The sequence below is a fragment of the Embleya sp. NPDC059213 genome (genome assembly GCF_042754445.1).
In the GTDB taxonomy this organism is placed as follows: domain Bacteria; phylum Actinomycetota; class Actinomycetes; order Streptomycetales; family Streptomycetaceae; genus Embleya.
Genome location: NZ_JBHZAV010000053.1, coordinates 1 through 15,604 on the forward strand (window position 1 = coordinate 1; position 15,604 = coordinate 15,604).

A 15,604-nucleotide genomic window follows, 5' to 3' on the forward strand; every position below is an offset into this window, starting at 1 on the left:
ACACCGACCGCGCCGCTAGTTGCCGATCGGCAGCCAATTGCCGAACGGTGCGGCGGCGACGGGGTCCTGCTGCCTGGTGACCAGCATGCGCCCGTCCTGACCCAGGGCCAGCAACACGGTGCGACCGGTCGAGTCCGTCGCGGCCAGCGGGGTGTACGGAACGTAGCGACCGTCGTCGTTCCAGCGCAGCGGCAGCGCGTCCCGGTCCGGCGCGGCCACCGCGCTGCTCACCCCGCCGCCGTTGTTGCGCACGACCAGGGCCACCTTGCCGTCGGCGCGCGGTGTCACCGCGACCGTCCCGGTGCCGCCCGGCACACCGAGGTCGCGCGGCTCGGCCGCCCACCCGCCCTCGGGCGCGGTCTGGCGCAGCGCGATCACCGCCCCGTCGGGCGACCTGCGGACGTAGACGCCGATCCGGCCGTCGGCCTCGATCACCGCGGTCGGGGCGGAGGAGACCGCCGGCCCCCGGAACCTCGGGTCGGCCACGAGCGCCGTGTTGGGCTTGGGCTGGGCCCAGCGCGCCATGCCGGCCCTGGTCGACGCGAAGACCTCGATCCGGCCGGCGCGGGTGGTCACGGTGGCCAGGCCGTCCTGGAGGTCGGCGCCGCCCAGGTTGGCCCACGGGCCCCAGGTGCCGTTGGCCAGTTCGGTGCTGCTGCTCAAACCGCGGCCGCCGTTGCGTACGAACACCGACATGCGGCCGTCCTGGTTCACCGCCACGGCGGGCACCCCGACGTTGCGGGCGAGCTGCGGGTCGGCCGCGTCCGGGTTGCCGATCACCGACCACGGGCCGAACTTGCCGCCCGGCTCGGTCTGCGTCGCGGTCACGATCTCGCGCTTCTGGGTCGGCGCGGTGGGGCCGAAGGTGGTCCGCAGACCCACCAGCCGCAGCTTGCCGTCGGGTGTCTTGGCCACGCTCAGCGTGGGCGCCAGCCAGCCGCCGCCGACATAGGCCGGGCTGCCCCAGGTGCCGCTGCCCGCCTTCTTCTCGGTCCACTGGCTGACCTGCCCGTCCAGCACCGCGAACGCGGTCAGCCGGCCGTCCGGCAGGGTGCCCGCCCAGGTCGGCGTGACCGGGTAGCGCGCGTAGGTGGTCTGCGGCCACAGCGACTTCTCGGCGGTCGTGCCCACGTTCCGGTCCCCACACCCGAATTCGAGCGAACAGCGGTCGGGGTTGCCGCCGCCGTAGATGTCCAGGATCGACTTCTTGCGCTTGAACTCGTCGGCGGCCAGGTTGCTCGGCCAGAAGGCGTTGCCGTAGCCGCGGAAGCTGGTGACCACGATGCGGCGCGAGTTGCCCGGGCCCTGATAGTCGGCCAGGGACGCCTGGGCGAAGAGCGCCGCGGCGGTGTGGTCCGGGTGGTCCACGTAACCCTTGCCGGGTTCGGGCGAGTAGACGTGCGGCTCGGGATCCGGGTCCAGGGTGCGGACACTGGTCGGCGCGAACTGGGCGTACAGGTCGGTGAGCGTGCCGACCAGGGCGTCCTTCGTATAGGCGTAGGTGTTCTTGACCGGGCCGCCGGCCGGGATCAAGGTGGGCATGCTCGGGATCGAGCCCTCCCACAGTTGCCGCAGACCGACCTGCTTCTCCTTCGCGACATGCCCGCCGCCGTCGAGCATGTTCAGGAACACCAGGCGCACGCGCGGCTTGGCCACGAGCGTGTCCACCTCGGCGAGGCCGACCCGGGTCTTCAGGGTCGAGCGCTCCCACTTGGCGTTGCGGTTGCCGGCCGCCATCTCCGCGTACGCCTGGCGCAGGCCGTTCTGCCGGGCCGTCGCGTACTGCGAGCGGTCCAACGACTTCTGCTTCGAACCCGACGGCGCCCGCCAGCCGTCGGCCTCGCCGGCGGTCAGATAGATGGTCGTGGACGCGCTGCCGTGGTCTATCGACTTCTCGATCTCCGGGTTGATGAAGTACAGGTCGTCATCGGGATGGGCCACCACCTGCACGTACGCACCCGGGAAGTCCGGCGAGTAGACCTCGGGGAAGGGCGCGGCCGCAGCGTCCTTCGACGGGGTCGACGATCCGGGCGAACGGACCAGGAACACGATGCCGATCAGGACGGCCAGGGCTATCGGGACCAACGTCCATCCGCGGCTCAGACGACGTGGGAGAGACACGTACCGGCGCCTTCCAGTGGAGGTAGAGACCGCAGGCGGATCGGCGTGCGGAGCAGGTATGGAGATCGAGGCATGGTTATATGACCAGATTCGAAATCTGCGTTCGTGGTTCCACAGGGTCCGAAGGTCCAACGCCTGGCGGCGATGGCTAGTCTGGCACGAGCCGAGCCGTGGCCCGCTTCGCCGCAGCCGGCGCAGCGGCCCCCGTCGAATCGGCCGGGCCCCCGGACCGCCCGTATCCTGGGCCCGCTCTCGATCATCGTAGTTCGCCTCGGAAGGGTCGCTGGTGCGCCGTCTCGGTCTATCCCCGTCGGGAACCCACGTCCCAACCGCCACGTTGATTCGGGCCGGGGCTCTGACGGGGGCGGCGGTCGCCGGGATCCTGTTGTCGGTCGGCGCGTTCCTGGGACTCTTCGTGCGGCCCAGCTCGGACGACTGGTGCGTCCTGTGGAAGGCCCGGGACATGGGCACCTGGGGCCTGATGGACGACTTCTGGAACACCCAGAACGGCCGCGTCTCCAACGCCTTCGTCTCCGGCCTGGTCTACGGCGACGGTCTCGCCGGCGTCAAGGTGCTGCCACTGCTGCTGTTGGTGTTCCTGGCAGCGGGTCTGTTCCTGCTCTACCGCACCCTGTGGGCGCGGCTCGGCTGGGAGGCGCCCGCGTCGGTGTACCTGCTGCTCGCGCTGATCACCACGTGCGCGGTCTTCCTGTCCATGCCGATCCCGTACCAGGCCCTGCTGTGGGCGCCGGCCACCATCTCGCACACCCTGCCGTTCGTGATCGGTGTCTGGAGCCTGTTCTGGTGCCTGACCGCCACGACGCCCAAGCGCCGGCAGGTGGCCGTGATCGGGATCGGGGTCGTCGGTCTGTTCATCGGCATGCTCAGTGAGCCGTTCACCGTCGTCTCGCTGGCCATGTGTGGTGTGGCCGCGCTGGTGGCACTGCCCGCCGCGATCCGCCGCAAGGAACGCTTCGCACTGCTGTGGAACGTGTCCGCCCTGGTCGGTCTCGTGGTCGGGCTGGGTCTGCTCTACACCTCCCCCGGGGCCAAGCTGCGCCGGGCCGCGACCGGCACGGGGGAGTCGGCGCTCGACCCGAAGGTGCTCAAGTCCGGGTATCACGAGTGGCTCAAGGTGCTGGACACGATCACCTCGACGTGGACGTATCTGGCCGTGGTCGCGATCGGCGTCCTGCTGGGCCTGGTGACGCGACGGCTGGTCGCGGACGGGCCCCTGCTGCCGGGGCCGACCTGGCTCAAGGCCGTGGTCCTGGTGCTGCCGGCGCCGATGTTCCTGGTGATCAGCTTCGGCGTCACCCTGTCGCTGCGCCTGGGCTACGGCCCCGGCGGGTGGTCCTACAGCCGTACGTGGCTCAACTTCCTCGGCCCCACCCTGGTCGTGCTCGGCCTGTGGGGCGTGTGCCTGGGCGTGGCGCTGCGGGCGTTGGCGGCCCGACGGGGCAACGCCGGACGCGCCGGCCTGGCGGTGATCGCCCTGGCGGCGGCGGTCTTCAGCGCCGTGTCCCTGGTCGAGTGGGTCGGGGTCATGCGGGACCTGACCAGGACCACGGTCACCCGGGCACAACAGTGGGACGCCGAGGACGCGCGCACTCGGGCCCAGGTGCGGGGCGGGGCGACGGTGGTGACCTACGATCCGCATCGGATCGGTGGCCTGGCCGAAGCCTTCATGGTGCCTCGGGCCAAGGACTGGGCCGCGGGATGCGTGGCCCGCTACTACCGGGTGGACGAGGTCGTGCGGCCCCGGAAGTGACTCCGGGACCGCACGAGCGGGCGTCGATCCGTCAGCGGTCGATCTCGTCGAAGAGGTCTTCCCAGCGGTCCAGCACCGCTTCCAGGGCATAGGGCCGCACGTGTTCGCGTGCGGCCTTGCCGTAGGTGCAGCGCAGTTCGGGATCCGCGATCAGCCGTTCGAGCGCCCTGGCCAGCGCCGGCATGTCCCCGGACGGGACGAGCACGCCGGTCACACCGTCGTCGACGAGTTCGCGGACACCGGCCGAGAGGTCGAAGCTGACCACCGGCACCCCGCACGCGGCGGCCTCGGCCAGCGCCATCGGGCGCCCCTCCTTCTCGCTGCTGAGGGCGACGATGTCGACCTCGCGCAGCGCCCGGCTCATGTCCGAGACCCGGCCGCGGAAGATCACCCGATCGGCGATGCCCAGCTCGACGGCGGTTTCCCGCAGGTAGTCCTCCTGCGGCCCGTCGCCCATCAGATGCAGTTCCCAGTCCTGGTGCGCATCACGGGTGGCCTCGGCGAAGGCCCACAGCAGCCGTTCCAGGCGCTTGATGCCCTCCAGCCGGCCGACCGCGGCCACCCGCCGGGTCCCCGCCGGTGCCACCGCGTCCGGGTAGAACGACAGCGGGTTCGGCATCACGCCCGCGTTGGGCAGCCGTAGCCGGGTGAACTCGTCGGCGTCGCCCTGGCTGAGGAACAGTGCCTTGCTCATCAGCGGGTAGTGCCGCAGGATCAGGTCCTTGTTCTCCGAGGTGCGGGCCTGGAGGAAGGACTCGTGGTACTGGCCGATGCCCTTGAGCTGCGGCCAGTGCAGCGGCAGGACCCAGTCCGCGGCCCACGGCGAGCCGAAGACGACGAAGCCCTCGGGCACGGCGTCGAAGCGTGCCTGGAGCTTGGCCCGGGCCTCGGTGCGCGCCGCCTTGTTGCGCCGGGCGCTCAGGTTCCGGGTCGGGCTGAGCCGCTCGGTCAGCGACTTGGCGTGCCAGGCCGCCGCCGGAGTGTCCGGATAGAGCGTGGTGTGCTCGTAGGTGGGCTCGTCGTGATAGCGGAAGGGCTCCGGGGCGGTACGGATGCCGACCACCTCGACGCGATGTCCGCGTCCGCCCAGACCCTGCGCCAGGGTGTGGATGACCCGCTGGGACCCTCCGAGCGAGTCGACGTCGATACCCACGAAGAAGACGTGGCGTGTCCGGGTGGTCCTCACTGCTGTTCCTCACCGAAGAAGGCGTCCACGACGGTCCGACTGGCATGACCGGTCTCATAAGAACAGAACATCGTGTGGAATTTCTCGTAACGCTCCGCGTATTCCTCGACCACAGGGTCGAGATCACGCAATACGTCGACCAGCTCCGACGTCTCGCGGAGCATCGGGCCCGGAGCGATCTCCTCCAGGTCGTAGTACGTGCCCCGCTCGCCGTGCTTGTAGTTCTCGTAGTCGTCGACGAAGAGCAGGATCGGGCGGCGCAGGTTGGCGTAGTCGAACATCAGCGACGAGTAGTCGGTGAGGAGCGCGTCCGAGGCCAGCAGCAGGTCGTTGACATCCGGGAAATTGGAACCGTTGCGCACCACGTGCGCCAGTTCCGCCGGGACGGTGAATCGGTCGTAGTAGTGCGCGCGCACCACGATGATCCAGTCGTCGTCCAGGTTGTCGACCAGTTCGCGCAGGTCGACGCGGATGGAGGAGCCGGTGTTGCGTCCGCCGTCGCGGAAGGTGGGCGCGTACAGCAGCACCCGCGCGCCGTCCGGGACGCCGAGCCGGTTTCGGGCCTCCTGGGCCCGCTCCAACTGCTCCGGTTCCTCCCAGCGCACCAGCACGTCGTTCCGGGGGTATCCGGTGCGCAGCAGGTCGCCGGTGTACTTGTTGGCCGGCACGAAGGTGCGCTCGAACTCCTCGCTGGGCGAGACCAACAGGTCCCAGCGATCCACCATCGCCTGGTGCTTGGACTGCGCGTCGTCCGCCGCGTTGCGCAGCGAGGGGACGTCGAAGCCCATCGTCTTCATGGTCTGGCCGTGCCAGGTCTGCAGGTAGTGCGTCTCGGGCCGCTTGGCGTAGATCGACGGGAGATTGTGGCTGTCGACCCAGAACTGCGCGCGCGCCATCGTGTGCACGTACTGCCAGCTTCCGCGCCGCACGAGCTTGACGCCCTCGGGGAAGGTCGAGGTGTCGCCCGCGTACGACCACACCACGTCGACCGGGCGCCCCTGGCGCACCAGCTCCTCGTGGATGTAGCGCGGGTTGTCCAAGTAGCCCTTGCCCTCGACCGATTCGAAGAGCACGAGCCCCTTGCGCACGGGCAGCCGCGTCAGCGCCCGGTAGATCGTGGCCTTGTTCTCGTGGCTGTTGAGCTTCTTGCGCGCGGCCTTGACCTTGCGCTTGATCCGACGCTGGATCGGACCCAGCCGCTTGACCTCCTTGAAGGCCCCCGTCCGGTCCCAGGTGATCTGGAAGCGCCCCGCGCCGGCCGGCTCGCACTCGATCCGGACCGAATGCCGCTCGATCCGGCGGTAGGTGATCCGGCGGGCGAGCGGCGTGAACCCGAGCTGCCCGAGCAGGATGTTCGTGTTCGTCAGGTCGCCCTGGCGAAGGGTGACGGTGGGGTGGCGCCGGCCCACGAAACCGTTGATGCCCAGCGGCACATCGGCCAGTTCGAGGGTGACCTCGCCGGCGAACTCGCCGGGACCGTCCGGGAGCAACCGGAACGGAGTGCGCATGATGCGCCCGGTGGTCCCGAGATTCACCCGGGCTTCCACCGGTTCATCGCCCAGGAGCAGGCCCGGGTCGTAGGTGCGCAGGCGCAGGACGAGAGCCGTGCCCTCGGTGCGGAACGATTCGACCTCGTGCCGGAGAATCGCGGTCTCGAAGACCTGGTTCTCGTAGTGGCGTTCCGTCACGTCCAGGTTTTCCCGGGCCTCGGCCGTCTCCGGCACGACGCGACCCCAGTACGCGCGGTCGTCCGCCCGGGTCACATAGCGGGGGGCGACCTTGGGGCGACCCAGGATGCGGGCCTGCTCGACGGTCTCCTCCAGGCGCCCGGCCCGCAGCAGGTACAGGCAGATCCGCTCGTCGGGCGGCAGCAGCGCGTACGCCTCGTCGTTGAGCGTGGCCAGGTAGGGCACCGTGGCCTCGGCGAACCCGGCCACCCACTCCTTGGGCCGATGCGGGAGATCGCCCAGGTAGAGCCGGAAATCGTGGCGCAGGAACTTGTGGTCCTTGGCGGTCTTCAGCGCCCGGCTCTGCCCGGCCTGCACGAAGAACTCGTCCACCAGCCGGGCCACCGTCATCCGGTCGACGACGTTCTGCATCTTGTGTCGACTGCTGGAGATCGAGAGCTTCTCGTTCGCCGCGGCCAGGTACCAGCGATAGACGACCCAGGGGACCACGACGAAGCTCTTGGCGAGGGAGAACGCCTGCGCGGAGAAGAGCTGGTCCTCGTAGTGGATTCCCACCGGGAATCGAAGGCCGTGCTCTTCGATGAATTCCCGGCGATACATCTTGTTCGTGGAGAGGTGGTCGAAGAGCATCTCGGGCTTTTCCTGGAGCCCGTGCACCACCTCTTCCTCGAGGAAGAGATCGGGATACCAGAGGGCGGTCCGCCCGGTCGCCTCGAAGTAACGTTCGACATCGCCGGTCGCGAAATCCGCGCCGCTCTTCTCCAGGGTGAGCAGCAGGCTCTTGCACGCGTGCGGAGGCAGTTCGTCGTCGCTGTCCAAAAACATCACGTACGGCGCGCGGGAAACCTCGATGCCCCGGTTGCGCGGCGCGCTGCAGCCACCACTGTTGTGCTCCAGGCGGACGTAGCGCACGCGCGGGTCGGCCGCCTCGAGCTCCCGGGCCACATCCGGTGTCGTGTCCGTGGAGCAGTCGTCCGCAATGATCACCTCCAGGCTGTTCAACGTCTGCGCGAGCACGGAACGCACTGCGCGGGGCAGCCGTTCTGCGTCGTTGTAAACGATGACGACCACGCTCACGTCTGGCGTGGAGGGTGATGACATTGCGGCTGCCTCCGGGTTGTGCGAAAGACTCGAGCTGTGCCTTGAGGGCGCTTCGTCGACCGACCGGTGCGGTGGTCGATCGTGACGAAGTGGGGGGAAGTACCTGAAAAATGTACGCACGAGTTGCCTGGATCCTAGCCAACGGGCGGATCACCGGGCGAATGTCGCCCACCGGCGGGTAGCGCTGCGCCTCGTGGTGGAGACGCGTCGAACTCGCATTCCGGTTCCATCGGCGCGGCCGCTTTTCCCGGGCCCGGCGCCGGGCCCGGCGGGCGAGCCTGCCAGGATGGAGCGGGGCGGATCGGACGGTATCGAGGCTCCCCGTGATCGGCTAGCCTGTCTCGTTGTTTCGACCGGGGCTGCGCCCCGTCGACCTCTTTGACATCAAAGTTGCTCCGGCGACCGCTCGTAAGGAGTGATGGCGCCTGTCCACGGCACTGGTCATCACGGCGTCAACATCGTTGCCCTCCCCGGCCGGAATCGATCCGGCCGCGCTGCTCGCCGAACTCGCCGCGCTGACCCGGGCGGTGCCCGACGTGCAGGTCGTGCCCGCGGCCGGGCTCGACCCGCGGATCGCGGCCGACACCGACCGCATCGCGCTGGTCGATCAGCGCTTCGTCGGGCATCGGCACGCACTGCGACTGGCGATCGCGGACACCCGCTTCCCGGCCACGCACGTGCCCGGCGTGCTCGTCGTCGAGGGCGACGCGCGGGCCGAGGCCGGCCGCGTCCTCGCCGAACTCGGCCGACTGCCCGCCGACATCAGCGTGCCGGACGCGATCGCCGAACGCATGATCGCGGACGGCCGCGTGTCGGTACGGGTCGTGCCGCTGGGCGACCTGGTCGCCGCCGTCCCGCACGGGCCCGTCGAACGCGAGCAGGCCCTGGCCGCGGTGGCGGCCGTGGACGAGGAACGCATCCGGCTGAACTCGGCGGTCAAGGCCCGCGACGGCTTCTTCACCACCTTCGCGGTGAGCACCTGGTCGCGCTACCTCGCGCGTTGGTGCGCCGGCCGGGGGCTGACGCCCAACCAGGTCACCGTCGCCTCGCTGTTCGTCGCGCTGGCCGCCGCGGCCGGTGCCGCCACCGGCACCCGCGCCGGCTACATCGGTGCCGCGCTCGGCTTGTACCTGTCCTTCGTGTTGGACTGCACCGACGGCCAACTCGCCCGCTACGCGGTGAGTTACTCGCGGATCGGCTCCTGGCTGGACGCCACCTTCGACCGGGCCAAGGAGTACGCGGTCTACGCGGGCCTGGCCATGGGCGCGGCCCGGCACGACGACGACGTGTGGACTCTCGCGCTGGTCGCCATGGTCGTGATGACCACCCGACACATCGTCGACTTCGCCTTCAACGAGACCCGGCGCGGCATCGGCGGCGGGGACGACGACAGCGCCGACGGCGGCGCCGGCGCCAAGCTCTCCGGCAAGTTGAACTCGGTCGGCTGGACCGTGTGGGCCCGGCGGATGATCATCCTGCCGATCGGCGAGCGCTGGGCGCTGATCGCCGTGCTCACCGCGACCACCACGCCGCGGATCACCTTCGTCGTGCTGATCGTCGGCTGCGTGCTGGCCGCCTGCTACACCTCGCTGGGCCGGATCCTGCGCTCGCTGCCGCGCCGCGCCGCGTTCGTCCCGCAGGTGGGCGAACACCTCGCCGCGCTCGCCGACAGCGGCCCGCTCGCCGAGGCGGTGGCCCGACTGCGACTGCGCGTGCCCGCCCCCGCCGCCGCGCTGCTGGGCACCGCGGCACTGCTCGCCGTCCTGCTCGCGGGCGGTGCGGGCGAGTGGTGGGGCCTGGCCGGTGCCGGGGTGTACGCCCTGTGCGCCGGGGTGGCGATCGGCCGACCGCTGGTGCGTCGGCTCGACTGGGTGGTGCCGCCGGTGTTCCGCGCCGCGGAGTACGCCGCGATCACCATCCTCGCCGCCAAGGTGGCGCCCACCGCGGTGGGCGCGGCATTCGGCCTGGTCGCGGCCACGGCCTACCATCACTACGACACGGTGTACCGCCTGCGTGGCGGCTACGGGGCCCCGCCCCGGGCACTGGTGTGGCTGGTCCTGGGTCACGAGGGGCGTGTGCTCCTGGTGACCGTGCTGGCCGCGCTGGGCTCGGGGACCCTGCGCACCGGCCTGATCGTGACGGCCGTCGTGCTCGCGGCGATCGTGCTCACCGAGAGCGTCACGTTCTGGGTGCGCGGTGCGCGCCCGGACATCGAGGACGCCACTCCGGTGGGACCGGCTCCCACGGCCCCGACGCCGTCGTACCGCCCCCTGGAGGCCGCCGCCGCGGCTGCCTCCGATCGAACTGGAGACCTCTCATGATCGGCCTCGTTCTCGCCGCCGGCGCCGGCCGCCGGCTGCGCCCGCATACCGACACGCTGCCCAAGGCCCTGGTGCCGGTGGGCGCGCCCGGTGCGCCGGACAGCGAACGGTCGATCCTGGAGGTCACGCTGTCGCACTACGCCACGGTCGGACTGACCGAGGCCGCGATCGTGGTCGGCTACTGCGGCGACGCGATCCGCGACCGGCAGAGCGTGCTGGAGAGCCGATACGGCCTGAAGCTGCACATGGTCGACAACGACAAGGCCGAGGAGTGGAACAACGCCTACTCCCTGTGGTGCGCGCGGGACTACCTCGCGGACGGTGTGCTGCTGGCCAACGGCGACACGCTGCACCCGGTCTCGGTGCAGGAGACGATGCTCGCCGCGCGCGACACCTCCGGGTCCGGCGCCAAGGGCATCATCCTGGCCCTGGACACCGCCAAGCCGCTCGCCGACGAGGAAATGAAGGTCACCCTCGGCGAGGACGGCCGGATGCGCCGGATCACCAAGCTGATGGACCCGGCCGAAGCGGCCGGCGAGTACATCGGCGTCACGCTGATCGAGGGCCACGCGGCGCCCGCGCTGATCGAGTCGCTCCAGGCGACCTTCGAGCGCGACCCGCAGCTCTACTACGAGGACGGCTACCAGGAGCTGGTGAACCGGGGCGGCCGGGTCGACGTGCAGCCGATCAGCGCGCCGGACACCCGGGTGCCGTGGACCGAGATCGACACCACCGAGGACCTCACGGTCGCGCGGGAGATCGCGTGCCGGTACTGACCCGACTGGTTCCCACCCCGCTCACCGTCGACATCCGCGCGGGCGCGGTCGACGACCTGGCGGCCATCCTGGCCGACCGCCGGGTCTCGACCTCCGGCCGGATAGCGGTGGTGGTCAGCGAGGGCTCCGGCACGCGACTGCGCGAACGCTTCGCGCCGCAACTGCCGGGCGCCGAGTGGTACAGCGTCGCCGGCGGCACCCTGACCGCCGCCGTCGACCTGGCCGACCGGATGCGCGGCGGGGCCTACGACGCGGTGGTCGGCCTCGGCGGCGGCCGGGTCCTGGACGCGACCAAGTACGCCGCCGCGCGCGTGGGCCTGCCCATGGTCGCGGTCGCCACCAACCTCGCCCACGACGGCATCGCGTCGCCGGTGAGCATCCTGGACAACGACGCCGGCCGCGGCTCCTACGGCGTGCCCACCCCGATCGCGCTGGTGGTGGACCTGGACCTGGTCCGCGCCGCACCGCAGCGCTTCGTGCGCTCGGGCATCGGCGAGTCGTTGTCCAACCTGTGCGCGGTCGCCGACTGGGAGCTCTCCCAGCGCGAGACCGGCGAGCCGGTGGACGGCCTGGCGGTCGCGCTGGCCCGCACCTCCGGCGACTCGATACTGCACCGCCCGGGCGGGATCGAGGACGACGACTTTCTCGTGGCCCTGGCCGAGGGCCTCGTACTCTCCGGCATCGCGATGTCCGTGGCCGGCACCACGCGTCCCTGCAGTGGGGCCTGCCACGAGATCTCGCACGCGATCGACCTGCTCTACGGCGAGCGCGACGGTCACGACGGGCTGCACGGCGAACAGGTCGGCCTGGGTGCCGCGTTCGCCACGTACCTGCGCGGCGACGTCGAGCTGACCAAGCTCTTGACGAGCACTCTCGATCGGCACAAGCTGCCGGTCGTGCCGGAGCATCTCGGCTTGACCATCGACGAATTCGTGGCGGCGGTGAGTCACGCGCCCCAGACCCGTCCGGGACGCTTCACCATCCTCGAACATCTCGACCTCGACAATGACGCCATCCGGGATTCGGTGACCGAATATGTCCACACCTACGGCGGCTGAGCTTCGCTCGGTCGTACACCCCGAGGGCCTGCTGGACCGGCGCAGTGGCGAACACTGGGCCGGGCGCATCTACATGCGGCAGATCTCCCTCCAGGTCACCCGACGCATCGTCGGGACCCGGGTGACGCCCAACGGGCTCACCTACATGATGATCCTCGCGGGCATCGCCGCGGGCGCCGCGCTGATCCTGCCCGGGATCGCCGGCCCGCTCGCGGCGCTGATCCTGGTGCAGCTCTACCTCCTGCTCGACTGCGTCGACGGCGAGGTGGCCCGCTGGCGCCGGCAGACCTCGGTCACCGGTGTCTACCTCGACCGGGTCGGCCACTACCTCTCCGAGGCGGCGCTGCTCTCCGGCGCCGGCCTGCACGCCGCCGGCGTCCTGGACGGCGGTGGCTTCAACGGCTACGCGACGCTGGGCGTGGTCGCCGCGCTGGGCGCGATCCTGATCAAGTCGGAGACCGACCTGGTCGACGGCGCCCGGGCCAAGAGCGGCCTGCCGCCCGTGCAGGACGCGGCCGCCGTGCCGCGTTCCTCGGGGGCCGCCTCGGCCCGCAAGCTGGTCGCCTCGCTCAAGTTCCACCGCCTGGTCGGCGCCGTCGAGGCGTCGATCTTCCTGCTTCTGGCGGGTCTGCTCGACCTGGTGCTCGACGACGGCGGCCTGCTGTACAGCAGGATCGCGGTCGGCGCGCTCGCCGCCATCGCGCTCCTGCAGACCGTGCTGCACCTGATCAGCGTGCTCATGTCGAGCAGGCTCCGGTGACCGCCGCGGCTGCCCAGGGGCAGCGCACCGGCGACGGCACCGCGGCGGATCGCATCACGCTCGGCGCGGTCGTGCTGACCATGGGCGACCGCCCGGTCGAGCTGGACCGGCTGCTGCGCTCGGTCGCCGACCAGGTCGGCGACCCGATGGCGGTGGTCGTGGTGGCCAACGGCGGCCCGCTGCCGGAGCTGCCCGAGGGCACGGTGGGCATCCCGCTGCCGAAGAACGTCGGCATCCCCGCCGGCCGCAACGTGGGCACCGCGGGGCTGCCGGCCGGCACCGACGTGGTGCTCTTCCTCGACGACGACGGCCGCCTCGGCGGCACCGACGCCGGTCGGTTGTTGCGCGAGGCGTTCGCGGCGAACCCGCGCCTGGGCATCGTCAGCTTCCGGATCGTGGACCCGGAGAGCGGCGAGACCCAGCGCCGGCACGTGCCCCGGATCCGGGTCGGCGATCCGCTGCGCTCGGGGCCGGTGACCACCTTCCTCGGCGGCGCCAGCGCGGTGCGCGCGGCCGTGCTGGAGGAGGTCGGCGGACTGCCCGACGACTTCTTCTACGCACACGAGGAGACCGACCTCGCGTGGCGCGCGCTCGACGCCGACTGGGAGATCGAGTACCGCGCGGACATCGTGCTGGAGCACCCCAAGACCAGCCCGGCGCGGCACGCGGCGTTCTTCCGGATGAACGCGCGCAACCGGGTCTACCTGGCCCGCCGCAACCTGCCGTGGCCGATCGTGCCCGCCTACCTGGGCACCTGGGTCGTGCTCACCGCCGCCCGCCGGCCGTCCAAGGAGAACGCCCAGGCCTGGCTGGCCGGCTTCCGCGAGGGCTGGAAGACCCCGAGCGGCCCGCGCAAGCCGATGGCCTGGCGGACCGTCTGGCGAATGACCAGGCTCGGCCGTCCGCCCGTCATCTGACAGGCTGGAATTCTCGTACCGTTTCGATTTCGATCCGACGCAGACGAAAGTGTCAACGTGGCCAACAGCGCGCAGGCCGACACCCTGAGCCCACAGGGGACATCGGCGCCCCCCGGTTCGTCCGAACCTCTGGCGGATCTCGCCGCCCGCTACAAGCTGACGGTCAGCGGCGCCCGACCGGGGCTGTTCTCGTACACGAAGCAGCTCTGGGCCCGGCGCCACTTCGTGGTCGCCTTCGCCAACGCCAAGACCCGGGCGACCTACAGCACCGCCAAGCTCGGCCAGGTGTGGCAGGTGCTCACCCCGCTGCTGAACGCGGCCGTGTACTACCTGATCTTCGGCTACCTGGTGAAGACCAAGGGCGGCATCGAAAACTACGTCGCCTTCCTGGTGACCGGCGTCTTCGTGTTCACGTTCACGCAGAGCGCGGTCCTCGCCGGCAGCCGGGCGATCAGCGACCAACTCAACCTGATCCGCGCGCTGCACTTCCCGCGTGCGTGCCTGCCGATCTCGTTCACCATCGTGCAGCTCCAGCAGCTCTTGTTCTCCATGGTCGTGCTGTGCGCGATCGTGCTGGGCACCGGTGAGCCGCTCAGCCTGAAGTGGCTGCTGATAGTGCCCGCGTTGCTGCTGCAGTTCGTCTTCAACGTCGGCCTGAGCCTGGTGCTGGCCCGCATCGGCGCCGTGATGGTGGACATCAAGCAGTTGCTGCCGTTCATCCTGCGCACCTGGCTGTACGTCAGCGGCGTCTTCTACAGCCTGGACAACTACACCAAGGACGCACCGTCCTGGGTGGCCCGGGTGCTGGAGGCCAACCCCGGCGCGGTCTACATCGAGCTGGTGCGTGACGCGCTGATCGACAGCCACACCGACATCCCCCTGCACACCTGGGGCTACGCGGTCGGCTGGGCGATCCTGATGGGCTTCGGCGGTTACGTGTACTTCTGGAAGGCGGAAGAGAGGTACGGCCGTGGCTGAGCAGCCGGCAATCATGAGTTGGAGCGAGGTCACCGAACAGTCCGAGGTCGAGGTGCCCGAACAGAGCCAACCGCAGGAACCGAAGCAGGCCCCCAAGCCGGCGGAGATCCCGCCCACCGTCGTGGTCGACGACGTGCACCTGATCTACCGGGTGCACGGGGCCTCCTCGGGCAAGGGCAGCGCGACCTCCGCGCTGTCCCGGCTGGCGCTGCGCAAGAAGGCCACCGGCGTCACCGAGGTGCACGCGGTGCGCGGCGTCAGCTTCGTCGCGTACAAGGGCCAGGCGATCGGCCTGATCGGCCGCAACGGCTCCGGCAAGAGCACGCTGCTCAAGTGCATCGCCGGCCTGCTGCCGCCGACCACGGGCAAGATCTACAGCGACGGCCAGCCGTCGTTGCTCGGCGTCAACGCGGCGATGATGAACGACCTCACCGGTGAGCGGAACATCATCCTGGGTTGCCTGGCGATGGGCATGACCCAGCAGGAGGCCGAGGCCAACTACGACGAGATCGCCACGTTCTCCGGCCTCAACGCCTACAACGGCAAGGACTTCACCAAGCTGCCGATGCGCACCTACTCGTCCGGCATGGCGGCCCGCCTGCGGTTCTCCATCGCCGCCGCGCGGACGCACGACGTGCTGATGATCGACGAGGCGCTGGCCACCGGCGACCGCGAGTTCCAGCTCAAGAGCGAGGCCCGGATCCGCGAGCTGCGCAAGGAGGCCGGCACGGTCTTCCTGGTCAGCCACAGCATGAAGTCGATCCGGGACACCTGCGACCGGGTGATCTGGCTCGACCAGGGCGTGATCAAGATGGACGGGCCGATGGAGCAGGTCGTCAACGCCTACGAGGGCAAGTAGCGACATCGCGCCACCCGCACGTCCGCACCACCAGTACGACCAGCACCACCCGCACCACAATGCACCAC

11 protein-coding genes are annotated in these 15,604 nt (G+C 70.3%); 8 read left to right on the forward strand and 3 right to left on the reverse strand.

Going from position 1 to position 15,604, the window contains the following annotated elements; genetic code table 11:
- Positions 1-15 precede the first annotated feature (15 nt).
- Complete coding sequence (locus ACFXMF_RS20795; RefSeq protein ID WP_360319246.1) at positions 16-2,121, reverse strand: PIG-L family deacetylase; 2,106 nt, start codon at positions 2,119-2,121, stop codon at positions 16-18.
- A 337-nt stretch (positions 2,122-2,458) separates the two neighbouring features.
- Here ACFXMF_RS20795 and ACFXMF_RS20800 point away from each other — a divergent pair, with 337 nt between their 5' ends.
- A complete protein-coding gene (locus ACFXMF_RS20800; protein WP_379988292.1) occupies positions 2,459-3,892 on the forward strand; it encodes a DUF6056 family protein in 1,434 nt (477 codons plus the stop codon).
- A 31-nt stretch (positions 3,893-3,923) separates the two neighbouring features.
- On the opposite strand, the gene ACFXMF_RS20805 is transcribed toward ACFXMF_RS20800, so the two are convergent.
- The gene (locus tag ACFXMF_RS20805; RefSeq protein WP_360319250.1) at positions 3,924-5,078 is read right to left on the reverse strand and encodes a glycosyltransferase; all 1,155 of its coding nucleotides are present in this window, start codon (positions 5,076-5,078) and stop codon (positions 3,924-3,926) included.
- Positions 5,075-7,843 carry a CDP-glycerol glycerophosphotransferase family protein gene (locus ACFXMF_RS20810; protein WP_360319252.1) on the reverse strand — a complete coding sequence of 923 codons (2,769 nt, stop codon included), beginning with the start codon at positions 7,841-7,843 and terminating at the stop codon, positions 5,075-5,077. Before ACFXMF_RS20810 ends, ACFXMF_RS20805 begins: the two co-directional genes overlap by 4 nt.
- Positions 7,844-8,346: 503 nt before the next feature.
- Here ACFXMF_RS20810 and ACFXMF_RS20815 point away from each other — a divergent pair.
- From ACFXMF_RS20815 to ACFXMF_RS20845, 7 genes are all read left to right on the forward strand, one after another.
- Positions 8,347-10,188: a DUF5941 domain-containing protein gene (locus ACFXMF_RS20815; protein ID WP_379988307.1), complete on the forward strand. Its 1,842-nt coding sequence runs from the start codon at positions 8,347-8,349 to the stop codon at positions 10,186-10,188.
- Entirely contained in the window at positions 10,185-10,964 is a 780-nt protein-coding gene (locus ACFXMF_RS20820; RefSeq protein ID WP_379988293.1) for a sugar phosphate nucleotidyltransferase, read from the forward strand. Before ACFXMF_RS20815 ends, ACFXMF_RS20820 begins: the two co-directional genes overlap by 4 nt.
- Positions 10,952-12,022, forward strand: coding sequence for an iron-containing alcohol dehydrogenase family protein (locus ACFXMF_RS20825; RefSeq protein WP_360319256.1), 1,071 nt, complete (start codon positions 10,952-10,954; stop codon positions 12,020-12,022). Before ACFXMF_RS20820 ends, ACFXMF_RS20825 begins: the two co-directional genes overlap by 13 nt.
- A complete protein-coding gene (locus ACFXMF_RS20830) occupies positions 12,000-12,782 on the forward strand; it encodes a CDP-alcohol phosphatidyltransferase family protein (protein WP_360319258.1) in 783 nt (260 codons plus the stop codon). The genes ACFXMF_RS20825 and ACFXMF_RS20830 overlap by 23 nt, the downstream gene beginning before the upstream one ends.
- Positions 12,783-12,862: 80 nt before the next feature.
- Positions 12,863-13,699, forward strand: a complete 837-nt coding sequence (locus tag ACFXMF_RS20835; protein ID WP_360319354.1) for a glycosyltransferase family 2 protein — start codon at positions 12,863-12,865, stop codon at positions 13,697-13,699.
- A gap of 57 nt (positions 13,700-13,756) precedes the next feature.
- Positions 13,757-14,677 (forward strand): ABC transporter permease, encoded by a 921-nt coding sequence (locus tag ACFXMF_RS20840; protein WP_360319260.1) that lies wholly within the window; start codon positions 13,757-13,759, stop codon positions 14,675-14,677.
- Positions 14,678-14,690: 13 nt separating this feature from the next.
- Positions 14,691-15,536, forward strand: a complete 846-nt coding sequence (locus tag ACFXMF_RS20845; protein ID WP_379988308.1) for an ABC transporter ATP-binding protein — start codon at positions 14,691-14,693, stop codon at positions 15,534-15,536.
- The last annotated feature ends 68 nt before the right edge of the window (positions 15,537-15,604 follow it).